The 11,179-nt window shown below is 66.9% G+C and carries 13 protein-coding genes; 1 reads left to right on the top strand and 12 read right to left on the bottom strand.

The window, feature by feature from the left end; all coding sequences use genetic code 11:
* Positions 1–6: 6 nt before the first annotated feature.
* The 4 genes from AADX97_RS00365 to AADX97_RS00350 all read right to left on the bottom strand — a co-directional run bounded on the left by AADX97_RS00365 (position 7) and on the right by AADX97_RS00350 (position 2,146).
* Positions 7–543 carry a hypothetical protein gene (locus AADX97_RS00365; protein WP_374232891.1) on the bottom strand — a complete coding sequence of 179 codons (537 nt, stop codon included), beginning with the start codon at positions 541–543 and terminating at the stop codon, positions 7–9.
* 11 nt (positions 544–554) lie between these two features.
* Positions 555–1,394, bottom strand: coding sequence for a BrxA family protein (locus AADX97_RS00360; RefSeq protein ID WP_374232892.1), 840 nt, complete (start codon positions 1,392–1,394; stop codon positions 555–557).
* Positions 1,391–1,597 (bottom strand): helix-turn-helix domain-containing protein, encoded by a 207-nt coding sequence (locus AADX97_RS00355; RefSeq protein ID WP_374232893.1) that lies wholly within the window; start codon positions 1,595–1,597, stop codon positions 1,391–1,393. Before AADX97_RS00355 ends, AADX97_RS00360 begins: the two co-directional genes overlap by 4 nt.
* 291 nt (positions 1,598–1,888) lie before the next feature.
* Positions 1,889–2,146: a hypothetical protein gene (locus tag AADX97_RS00350; RefSeq protein ID WP_374232894.1), complete on the bottom strand. Its 258-nt coding sequence runs from the start codon at positions 2,144–2,146 to the stop codon at positions 1,889–1,891.
* 100 nt (positions 2,147–2,246) lie between these two features.
* Between AADX97_RS00350 and AADX97_RS00345 the strand changes: the two genes are divergently transcribed.
* A complete protein-coding gene (locus tag AADX97_RS00345; protein ID WP_374232895.1) occupies positions 2,247–3,329 on the top strand; it encodes a hypothetical protein in 1,083 nt (360 codons plus the stop codon).
* Positions 3,330–3,503: 174 nt separating this feature from the next.
* On the opposite strand, the gene AADX97_RS00340 is transcribed toward AADX97_RS00345, so the two are convergent.
* The 8 genes from AADX97_RS00340 to AADX97_RS00305 form a co-directional block, all read right to left on the bottom strand.
* Positions 3,504–3,764, bottom strand: a complete 261-nt coding sequence (locus AADX97_RS00340) for a histidine kinase (RefSeq protein WP_374232896.1) — start codon at positions 3,762–3,764, stop codon at positions 3,504–3,506.
* 166 nt (positions 3,765–3,930) lie between these two features.
* Entirely contained in the window at positions 3,931–4,980 is a 1,050-nt protein-coding gene (locus tag AADX97_RS00335) for a toprim domain-containing protein (RefSeq protein WP_374232897.1), read from the bottom strand.
* 99 nt (positions 4,981–5,079) lie between these two features.
* Positions 5,080–5,583, bottom strand: a complete 504-nt coding sequence (locus AADX97_RS00330) for a RadC family protein (RefSeq protein ID WP_093036220.1) — start codon at positions 5,581–5,583, stop codon at positions 5,080–5,082.
* An 81-nt stretch (positions 5,584–5,664) separates the two neighbouring features.
* Complete coding sequence (locus AADX97_RS00325) at positions 5,665–6,450, bottom strand: N-6 DNA methylase (RefSeq protein WP_374232898.1); 786 nt, start codon at positions 6,448–6,450, stop codon at positions 5,665–5,667.
* 262 nt (positions 6,451–6,712) lie between these two features.
* Complete coding sequence (locus AADX97_RS00320; protein ID WP_374232900.1) at positions 6,713–8,545, bottom strand: VWA domain-containing protein; 1,833 nt, start codon at positions 8,543–8,545, stop codon at positions 6,713–6,715.
* A 114-nt stretch (positions 8,546–8,659) separates the two neighbouring features.
* Entirely contained in the window at positions 8,660–9,724 is a 1,065-nt protein-coding gene (locus tag AADX97_RS00315) for a DUF3150 domain-containing protein (protein ID WP_374232901.1), read from the bottom strand.
* A gap of 84 nt (positions 9,725–9,808) precedes the next feature.
* Positions 9,809–10,171, bottom strand: a complete 363-nt coding sequence (locus tag AADX97_RS00310) for a hypothetical protein (RefSeq protein WP_374232902.1) — start codon at positions 10,169–10,171, stop codon at positions 9,809–9,811.
* Complete coding sequence (locus tag AADX97_RS00305) at positions 10,168–11,121, bottom strand: AAA family ATPase (protein WP_374232903.1); 954 nt, start codon at positions 11,119–11,121, stop codon at positions 10,168–10,170. Before AADX97_RS00305 ends, AADX97_RS00310 begins: the two co-directional genes overlap by 4 nt.
* Between the last annotated feature and the right edge of the window lie 58 nt (positions 11,122–11,179).

Genomic DNA, 11,179 nt, shown 5'->3' with positions numbered 1-11,179 from the left:
CCTCCGCTACATCATCAGCTTGACGGCGAGGTAGTTGCCGCCATCGGATTGGTTAAGAAAATAGAGCTTGCCGCCGCGCTCCGCGCCGGGAAACGCGAGGAGTATGCGGCAGTCCAGGTCGCGCAGTCCCCTGAGCAACTCACCGAAGCGGATCAGGGGATACAGCGCGAGCGTTGCGTAGACGATCACCGTACCGCCCGGGATCTGGGTGGCAAGGCTGGTGATATGCTGTGTCAGCGACAGCTCGATGCGCGAGGCCAGGCCCTGCTTCATCCATTGGTAATCATCGAACTCGTCCTCGCAGAGGTTGGCGATGGTCTGCTGGTCGAGACCCTCGAAGAGGAAGCCGGTGACGTCAAGCGCACGGTGGACGTGCCCCTCGGCCTCCATGCGTGGCAGGAAGTGGTCCCGAAGCTGCTCGCGGAATTCCAGCTCCCGCTCCGGCGTGTAGACGAGCAGAACCGACCGATCCGTCTTCACGCCACCCTCGGTGCGGTAGGGCTTCCTAACCAAGTCGATCAGTGCGTCGAATCCCGCTTGCATCGCGCTTTCCCTCAGATCTCCAGTTCGACGATGTCGCCTTGCATGCGAAACCGCAGCTGACCGTCCCGATTCAGCTCGCCCAACGCATCGATCACCTCCGGACCCTCCAGCGCGAGGAGCTTGAACAGCGGTGCGTTGAGCAATGCGAGATCCAGTGCTCCTGTGAGTCGCAGCGCGCGAATCAGCAGGCGTGTCGGCGCGCCGTAGAGTGCAGGGCGGATCGTTTGTTTGTTGCTCGTGCCTTTGGCGAGGCCGAAATCCCGAATGCTTGCGCAGTACTTCTGGGCCACCGCCACCGTGGTTTTTGCAGACCACTGGCGTACCTCCGGATGCGGCTGTTGGGCGTGCCGAAGGAAGGTCAGGACGTCATCGACGCGCAGCGCGAAGGGCGCGCGGCGCAGGCGCGGGTAGAGGAACTCGGTGCCCAGGTCGGCGACAAGCCGGTCATTGAGCGCCAGCATGCAGTAGGCGGTCAATGCGCGCTCTGCGTCCGTGGCCGAGCGCGACCACTCATGCCAGAAGGCCGCGAACAGTGGGTGCTCGCCGTCGAGCAGGTAGCGCGACTTGAGCTCCTGCCATAGCTTGCGGCGTGCCGCGTCGGAACCTCGGGACAACCTGTTCTCGTCAGTGACGAGTTGCCGGAACGCGTTGACGTCGAGAGGAGCCTCCGCTGCGTCGAGCAGCAGTGCGAGATCGTTGTAAAGCGCCGAGCGCGCAGATAGGCGCGAGACGTAAGGCGACTCAGGGTCGAGTCCAGGTACCGTGCATGTCGGACGGCTAAGCGCTTGCCCCTGGGGCGCAGCGGAAATCAGCGGGCGCAGTGGATCGAGTGAACGGGCGGGAGGGTTCATCGATCTCGAGGCTGCTCTCGTTGGTCCTCGACAGCGCCGCCGGCTTCGACCCAGGCATCGACCTCCGAGAGCTTGCTCTTCCAGAGGCGGCCGATCTTCCGGGCGGGCAGCCCGCGCTTGTCGATCCAACGATAAATGGAGTCTTTGGTGACCCCGAGGTGGGCGGCCACGTCGTCCACGGAGACCCAACGCTCAGTGTTCAAGCACGGATACCCTTCACGGTCGGGTTGGGACGGTGCGAGCTGATTCCGGCAGCACTCCGCACCTCTTGTGAGTGGCGCAATGCTACCATAACAGGCGTCAGTCGGTGAGGATCGTTCAGGCTCGGTGTCTACGGCCGTTGATTCAGGCGGCGATCCCCTCGGCGAGAGCACCTACAGCACCTTGCAGAGGCACGGTCGTTGAGCGCCCATCGCGCTCAGGATTCGCTCGGCAGAAATGACGATTCGCGCTCAGGATGATGCCGCGCCCGGACGGATGCGGCGGATTCGGCCTTAGCAGTAACCCTTGTAGCCGTCGTCGTCGCCAACCCGCGGCGACAGGCAATCGGCGTCGTCTGCTGCTTCCTTGGCATCCTGCGCGGTCGGGTAGTGGGTACGTTGATAGATCCAACCTTCCGTCCAGGCGAGACGGTCTCCGGTGTCCCGGAACGGGTTCTTGGACAGGGCGACGCCCTGGCGATATGCGAGCTTGCCTTGCTCGCGGGCGGTACGTGGGTGTCTAGGTTTCGTACTTGAGCTCTGCGCTTCCACTGTAAGCCTCCGCGGGTTGATCTTGGGGATCGTGGTCGACCCAAGACTGCGCGGCGCACCGAGCACGAAACAGAACCAAAACACTTTGGAAACTGAATCAATGGATGCTGAACAGCCTGATCGCGATGATGCCGAGCTGCTGAAGCGCGCCGCAGCCGTGCTGCGCGAAATCGTGGACCGAGACTGGGGCTGGCGGGACCAGACAAAGCCTGTTCTGGTGTTGCGTGCCCTCTGCAGCCTTGAGGAGCGGGGCCGCCCTGACGGCAAAGACGGCTGGTATGCGGAGGACATCGCCAAGGTGATGGCGGAAGAGGGAGACAAGGAAGCCGCGGTCTGGTTCGCAGAGAAACGGTCGAACGTGCGGGTCGGGAATCACTGGAAGAGGCTCACGGAAAAAATCTGGCCAACCAAGGACAACGCAGAGGACAGCGCGCTGCATCAGCGCTTTCGTGATGAAGAAATGCGTGTCTACGCCAAGCCCGACAAAGAATCCGGCCGCAAGGGCAGGCCGAACATCTACCGCCTTATCTTGGCTGACCTGCCGAACCAGGATGAACGACAGGTCGAATCAACCGGCGCCGCGCGGCACACCGAGCTACGAGTGCGATTTTCCTATGTGCCGGAGATCGAGTATCTGGCCGAGAACATATCGATTCCGAAGATCTTTCAATGGCTACCTGTCGACGGCCTGGCCACGAGGAGTTGGGCCGGTGGTGTGCTGCTGGCCGGAGTGACTTTGTCAGGGTATCTGCTCGTGCTTTTGACGCTGCTATGGGCTTGGTTGCTCATCGCAACTCCTAACACGTTGGCATTCCTCCAACATGCGATGGCGACCCTCTGGCTAGGATTCCTTGCCTGGATTTTTTTGCGGCGCTGGGTCCAGCTCGTGACAGATGGAGTGGCGAAAGCACCGATATTCTGGCAGCCATGGAGCGGGTTCGACGAGAACGTGCTCGAACTACGGCGGGACCCCAGGGGCATCGAGTCGCCCAAGATACGACTCGCGCGCTACGTCGCCGATTGCCCGCTCTGTGGTAAGGGGAGCGGCCGCAGCGCCGTCAGAGTGGAATCCGGTCGGATCGAGTTTTTCGGCAGGCGCTTGGTCGGCCGCTGCACCCATGCCCCTAACGCTCATGTTTGGAGCTTTGACCACGTGACGCGTCGAGGGCGTTTTCTGCGATGATTGAGGCAGTCCTGCCCCGTCCGCCAACGCCGTGGAAGCCGAGGTGCGGTGCATCGGGCGACAGGTCTGCGTGGGCGCGCTCTAAGTGACTCCGCCTGGCCGGGGACCGAACGCGCGCCGTCGGAGCGGGCGCCGCTCCGGTCTTGACCGGCGACGCGCGTGGGTACCGCAGGGTCAGGACCAGCTGCGCGCGATCTTGCCCGGACCCTGCTCCCAAAGCTGTCTCAGCAGGGCAGGGCGCCCCTCCAGGGCCGCGACCAGGGCATCCTCGGCGGATTCGTCGCCGCTGCGTTCCGCCCAAGCGCCCGCGAACCCGGCGAGCCACGCACGCTGGGCGTCCGTGTCGTCGAGCGGCGGAAACAGCTCGGGCGTCCGAGCGCCTTCGAGGACGCGACTGCCGGCATCGAACCAATCAAGCATTGTCGTCTCGGGCATCGGGCATCGTCGGTGAGTAGCCAAAAGGGGTTCAGTATCGCGCGCCGCTCGATGCCGCAACAAAAAACCCGCCGGCGCTTTCGCCACGGCGGGTTTGCTTGGGTTGACGGGTCACCTCGCCGACCGCGCACCCTCGGGGGTGCCGGTCGATGCGTTCACCGTTTGGTCAGGCCACCGCGCGCAGGTCGAGGCGCCACAGGTCGCACCAGTCGAGACTTTTGCTCCCCACCGGGATCGGCCCTTTCGGCAGGTGCAGAGCCACCCGGATGCCTCGGGAGACAAGTCGCTCGCGCAGCGCGAGGGCGGCCTGCTCCCCGGCTCCCGAGCGATCCAGATCGGCCCAGATCACGACCAGGTCGACCCCGGGCGGCGGCACGAACCGCTGCAGCAGGGTCGCGGAGATCCCGGCCCAGACCGGCATCGCGGTGCGCTGGCGGATCACCAGCGCGGTCTCGATGCCTTCGGTGATCCCCAGTGTCGGACCGGCCGGGTAGAGCCGCACGGCTCCCCCGCAGAGCGTGCCGATCGGCGGCATCATCTTCTTCGGATGCGCGACCGGGGCCTTGTGTCCCGCGCGGTCGAGGTAGATCCGGTGCAGCGACACCGAGCGACCCTCGGCATCCGACACCTTGGCCACCAGCGCCGGGAAGGTCGCGATGCGCGTCGTGCCGGCGTAGTAGGCGAGCCCCGGATGAAACCGGAGCACGCGCGGGTCGGGTTCGGCATCGATGCCGCGCCGGGACAGATACCGCCGCAGCGGGAGTGCCTGTCGGTCGTCGGGGTCCAGGGTCTCGGACCAGACGCGCCGAAGCGCGGCCTCTGCCATGGTCGGGTCTTGATCCGTGCGTGGGACTACAACGACGGGTCTCGGTCGCGCTGCGATCGACTGCGGGTGTCCCGTGTCGAGCCCCAGATCCCTGGCGACCGCCTCCAAGGTCTCGCGAAAGCCCCAAGCGTTGGCCCACATCAGCAACGCGAAGCCGTCGCGCCGGGGGCCGCAGCTGTTGCAGATCCCGCCGCCGGTTTCCGCCACATCGCGGAAGACCCGGAACCCGTCCGATCCGCCGTGGACCGGGCAGGGCACGTGTCGACCCGGACGGGCCAGTGCAGACTCCAGGGTCGGCGCGAGCCGACCGAGGATGCCGATCCAGCGTCCGCGGGCCTGTTCGCGGACGGTGCGTGCGTCGATGGTCATCTGTCGTCTCGAGTGGTTCATGCGGTGTGTCTCCGAGGTCGGGCGGGGCACACCTCCCCGACGGGGAGATCGGCCCCGCGGGGTGGATGGATCGGGTTCCTTGCGATGGTCGATCGACCGTCAGAGCACGCCGCGCTCGGCCATGGAGACGGCCTCGCCGTCGCCGACGATCATGTGATCGATCACCCGCACGTCGAACAGCGACAGACCTTCGCGCAGGCGCTGGGTGAGGCGCAGATCGGCTTGGGAGGGCTCGGGAACGCCCGAGGGATGGTTGTGGGCGAAGATGACCGCCGCCGCACCGGTCTCCACCACCTTGCGCAAGACCTCTCTGGGGTGGACGCTGGCCCCGTCGATGGTGCCGCGGAACAGCTCCTCGTAGCGGATGACGCGATGGCGGTTGTCCAGATACAGGCAGGCGAAGACCTCGTAGTGCAGGCCGTAGAGCCGCAGCTTGAGGAAGTTGCGCGTGGCCTCCGGATTGGTCAGGCAGTCCTGCTTGACCAGGTACTTCTGCTCCAGGCAGCGGATGGCGTTGGCCACCAGCTCTCGATCGCTTTCCGGCAGGTCGGCCCGGCGCATGTGGTCGGGTTCCAGGGGGAGTGACAGCTGGGGTTTCTTCATGGGATGTGTCTCCGGGGTCAAGCGGGGAGACACGTCCCCCGTGCGGGGAAGGGTGTCCCCGCGGGGTGGATGGCTGTCGGGTTAGGCCGTGCGTTGCAGCGACGGCAAGGCCGCGTCGTCGAAGAGGCTCAACTGACGGCTCTCGGTGGCCGCCATGACGGCCGCGAGGCGTTGTGGTGCGAGGGCCGGGAGGACCTCGGGGATCGGCTCGGGACGGCCTGCGACGCGTCGGGGTGCGGCGAGGCGATGCGTCACCACCTCCAGATCGGCCGGGTTGCCGAGCGCGTTGCCGCGGTAGACCAGGATCTCCCCGAGCGGGCCGTGCAGGGCCGCATTGGCGAGCAGCTGGCAGGCGGTCATGCGTGCGCACAGCGGATCCAGATCGATCGCCGTGAGCGACAGACGCCGCAGCGCCTCGGCACCGTGTGTCGTCGCGACGCTGTTGCAGACCGACAGCAGCAGGATTCCCGCACCGCTGGTCGGCTCCAGGACCGTGACGAAGCGGTCCTTCGGATGGGCGGACGGATCCAGATCGCCGGTGTTGATCTCGGCCATGAAATCCGCGACCGACTGGGGCGTGAAGTACTGCCCCATCCATTTGCGTTGGCCGTGCGCGCTGAGCTCCATGTAGACGGCGCCCAGGATGTCGCGCCAGGGGTTCTCGGCGACGAGCCGTCCGTAGAGGCCGGAGAGCTCGAACAGCGCTGTGTGGCGCCGCTCGTCCCAGGGGGTTTCGAGTCGCTCGCCGAAGCCGGCGAGGACATCCATGGTCAGGAAGCGCAGCCATTCATCGGGGCGATGGTCGCCGCGACGTGCGAGGGTTTCGATCATGCCCGCAAGCGCGCGGGCGGGGTGGGGTGTGGACATGCGTCTCTCCGGTGAAGGGGAGACGCACCGTCCCCGCGGGAGAGTGCCTCTCCCCGCGGGGTGGATTGGATCAGTGGGTTCGGCTGTGTTTCCGGTGGACCGGGCGGCCAGCGACCGCTTCTCGGGGATCCTCGGCAGCGAGGATCCGGGGAACCGTGCTGGCGATGAACGCGCGAGCGCGTCCACGGCGAGCACACCTCCCGGACCCGGACCGGCCGTCCGCGGTGGACGGCCGATCGAGGTCCCGACGGCTGGGGTCAGTTCAGGTCAGGAGAAGCTGCTCGGCAATCCCGAACAGCGCGCTCTTCAGGTCCGCTACGGCATCGATGCGCACGGCGATCGGGAACAGACGCCCGACGTCCACGGCGATGCCCACGCCGATCATCTCGATGCCGGCCGCGCCGGCCCGTTCGATCAGGTCGGCGGCGGTGCGCCTGTCGTCGGGTTCTCCGTCGGTGAGGGTGATGATCACCTTGCGAGTCTCGCGACGGGCCAGCAGATCCGCTGCGGCGAACCACAGCGCCCCGGTCATCGGCGTGCCGCCGCGACCGCGTTGGACGAACGCCCCGACGCGGGACGCCGTCCGCTCGCCGTGCGTCAGGATCCGAGTCACCTTCTCCGCGTGACCCTGCAGGCTCGGGAACGCCGTCACCGCGCGCGAGACGCCTTTGACGGGCTCCAGCGCCAACGCCAACGCCGCGGCGGCATCCAACGCGATCGCATCTCGGCCTGCACTCATGGACGAGGACAGATCCACCAGCAGATGCAGCGCCGTATTCGGCGCGATCGCCTGCTCCCGGATCCGGAACACCCGTGGGTCGCCGACACCGGCGCGGTGCAGGTGACGTGGACTCAAGGATCGTCCGCGACGACCCGCTCGGGCGCGTTCCAGGGTGTGGGTCTCGATCAAGCCCTGTAGACGTGCGGCGAGCTTCGCGGAGTGTCCCTTGACGCGGTCCAGGGCCATCCGTCCCGATTGCACGTCCCCGAGGTACGCCTCCGCTGCGGGAAGCAGCGTCGCCGGATCGCGGTGTTGCCCGTTCAGAGCTTGGGCGACTGACGCGAAGAGATCCTCCGGAAGGTCGGCGTCGGTGGCGGAGAGCGCCTGCTGCAGTGCACGGCCGGCGTCGTTGCCTGTCGTGGTGCTGTCGGGGTCGTTGGTCTGCTCGGTCTCTCGACCCTGGTTCAGGCTCTGTTCGGACGAGCCTGTCCCGGAGTCGGTACTTCGACCGTCTTGGCCCTTTTCGTCCTCCTCGTCCCGATCCTCTCCTCCATCGCCTGCCGATGCGCCGTTCTCGGATCCTCCGTCTCCGGCATCACCCTTTTCGGCGTCGTCTCCGGACGGACTGTCCGTGGACGTTTCCTGAGCATCGTCGTCGTCTTGCCCCGCTCCGTTCCCGGCGTCAGGATCGGATTCCGGGTCGCAGCCCGCGTCGCGCTCCGCGTCGGACTGTTGCGGCGCCTGAGGCGGCGGCTCTTGCGATTCCTCCTCGATCAACCCGACGATCCTCCGGGCGAGGTCGATCGACGCCGCCGTGCTCGCCAGCCGCGGGATCTCGGACATGAGTCCCTGCAGCCGATGGACGAAGCGTGTTTGGAAGACCGTCCGCATGACGCGGTCGGCCTCCTTGGCGTGGCTCGCCAGCGCCTCCTGCTTGCGGTAGCGATGCCGGGCCAGGGCGAGGAACCCGTTGCCGAGGATGTCGGACGGAGGCTCGGTCTCGCAGACCGCCGACAACGACCCGTCGGCTACCAGAGCGGCCACGACCGCGTCGAGCGTCCTGCGGGTCCCCGGATAGACGGCGATCAGCTCGCCCTCGATCCGGATGTCTTCGATGACGCCTTGGATAAACCGCTCCAGCGGCGTGTGTGCCCTCGGCAGGGCGAAGTCCGTATAGCGGACATGGGCCGCTTCGTGGGCCAGATAGCCCCACGCCAGCGTCCGAGCCGTCGGGTCGGTCCCGATCGCGGGAATGACGATCACGCCCCCGTCGGTGAGGGCCTGCGTGCCGCCGACCCTTACGGGGATACCGAACTTGCGCCCGTAGGCGGCGGCGACGATCGGCAGTGCGTCGGTCAAGGTCTTGGGTGTCATGGTGTGCTCCTGAGTGAAAGAAGGGGCACACCACCCCGGCGGGGTCGGTGTACCCCGGTCGGGTGGATTGATGGGAAGCCGGCGCGGATGCGCCGGCTCGGGTTCAGGGTCGGTTCAGAAGAAGAAGCCCTCGACGTCCGCGACCGTCTCCTCGACGGGCCTGGAGAACGCGGGCTCCGGCGGGTTGTCCGGCTGGTTGAGCCGCGCTTCGGAGCCTGTCTCGGCCTCAATCGGCACATCGCCGAACAAGGCGTCCATCTCGGCCTCGAAGTCCATCGCGGACTGCACGGCGAGCGGCAACGGCGTGACCTCGGTCGGCGTGGCGTCCGATGCCATGTCGCTGTCGTTCGGCTCGCCGTCCTGCTGCACCGCCCACTGGCCCGCCCCGTGGCGCGCCATGCGCTTGGCATCCGCGAGGAGCAGTGCGAGCCCCATGCCTTCGTTGAAGATCGGGCCTTCGATCGGGCCGTCCGGCAGGCGGGCGAACCAGTCATCGAGGGTGTCCACCACCGGATGGATGCGCCGGTCCACGAAGGACAGGCAGGCGAGCTTCTCGCGGATGCGCCGGAAGGTGCCGAGCGCACGGCGATGCAGCTTCTCCTTGCCCTCGAAGCTGCCTTCGAGCTCGCGGGCCATCTGCTCGACTTCGGCGAAGATGCCGTCGCCGAGCCCGTGGACCTCCTCCTCCAGCGTCCCCGGTTGCTCCGCCGGGGCGATCCGCACGATCTGGTAGCCGAAACGCAGACGCGTGCCGACGATCTCCGCCGGCTCGATCGCCCGACGGATCGGTTCCTCCCAGGCGGGCAGATTGGAGATCCACTCCTCCAACGCCCGGTCGTAACCGGCCAGGAAGGACTGTGTTTCGGCGTCGAACTCGACCTTCAGCACCGCCAATTTCTCGGCGATCGACTCGGCACGGGCATGCGGTACGGCAAACCCGCCGAGAAAGCGGGTTCCGACCTGCAGGCAGGTGCGCTCCGCACCCTTCTTGATGCGGTGAAAGATCTTGAGCGGCTCGGGGTCGCAGACCCGTTTCGATCCCAAGGAGACCAGCTCCTCGGGCGGGACTTCGGTGCCGAGCTTCAGGTCCTCGGCGCGCAGTTTCTTGCGTCCGGACCAGATGGCGACGTTCAACATGACCAGAGTGATCCGGTCGGTGACGTGGGTGATCGTGTGCATCGGTGGGCTCCCGGGCGAACCGGGACGCACGCGATCGCCTCGCGGCGAAGACGTGCGCCGCGGTCGGCCGTGTGTCGAGATGGTTTAGAAGTAAAACCCGCCGTCATCTGCGCCCAAGAGGGCGGCGATGTCGCGGGCTGGCTTGGGGTCGAGCTTGGGCGTTGCGGGTCCGCCGGGAGTCACCCGCTGATCCGGACCGTCCCGAGACAGGAGCACGACAGCCCCGGTCGCATCGATGTCCGCCCGGCCGACGGCGACGTAGCCTTTGAGCGTCTTCTCGCGTGCCCGCTCGAGGGCGATCGGCAACGGCTTGGATTGGGTTTGCCGCAGACGACCGGCCGGTCCCCAACGGATCTGCGCCGTCCCGTTGCCGAGATCGGCGTAGGCCCATTCCTTGGCGGTCCCGTCGCCGTGGTCGTAGCGATAGAGCCGAAACAGCGGGCTCACGGTTTCGCACCCCAGTAGTCGCCGAAGACATCGGCGGCGATCCGGTGGATCGCCTCGCGCTGCTCCGGCTCCGCGCGGGCGGTCAAGGACTGCTGCAGGGCATACTCGAAGACGTTCGGAGCGCCTTTGAACGCCAGACTCAGCGTGGCCCAGCGCACCAGGGTCCGGGTGCTCATGGTCACGGTCAGCTCCCCGGATTCCGTCCCGGCGCCCAGGAACAGGCGCCGTACCTCCTCGGCCACGAGGATCATCTTCGCGATGATCTCCGCGGGCAGCTTCGGGACCGCCGCGGCGATCAGATCCTGCTCCGTCTCGGGCTCCGGATAGCCGACCTGCACCACCCGGAAACGGTCCATGAAGGCGAGGTTCTGTCGCAGCACCCCTTGGGAGAGTCCCGAGCGGTCGCCGGCACCGGCGGTGTTGCCGGTCGCGACGACCCGGAACTTCGGATGGGGCCGGATCACCTCCCCGCCGTTCTCCGCAATCACCAGCGGATGGCCCTCGAGGATGTCGTTCAGACCCGCCAGCTCGGCCGGGTCCATCAGGTCGGTTTCGTTGAGCACCAGGAGGTGCCCGTCGCGCGCCGCCGTGGACAGGGGTCCGTGGACGAAACGGGTGCTGCCCTCCACCAACACGAATTGGCCGACCAGGGCCGCCAGCTCCATGCGCCCGTGGCAGGTGACCGACTGCACCGGCCAGGCGAGCCGGGCGGCGATCTGCAGGATCAGGCTGGTCTTGCCCGATCCGGTCGGTCCGGTCAGGAACAGGCCGTCGCCGCCGGCATCGTGCAGGAAGGCCAGCACGTCGCGCAGCAGCTCGGGTCTGAAGACGTAGGGCTTGCGCACCGGGATGTGCGGGTGGGTGTCGTCGGCGAAACCGATCACTTCCAGACCCGGACGGGCCTTGACGTTGAAGGTGGTCGCGACATCGAAACGTTGGCTGGCGGTCATGGTGTGGTCTCCATCGGGTGGGTGATCCCGAGGAGACGCACGCCTCCCGTGGGGGGAG

This window comes from Thiocapsa sp. C2-2m (assembly GCF_041903745.1).
Classification (GTDB): Bacteria; Pseudomonadota; Gammaproteobacteria; order Chromatiales; family Chromatiaceae; genus Thiocapsa; species Thiocapsa roseilacustris.
This window is presented reverse-complemented; position numbering and strand designations above follow the sequence as displayed.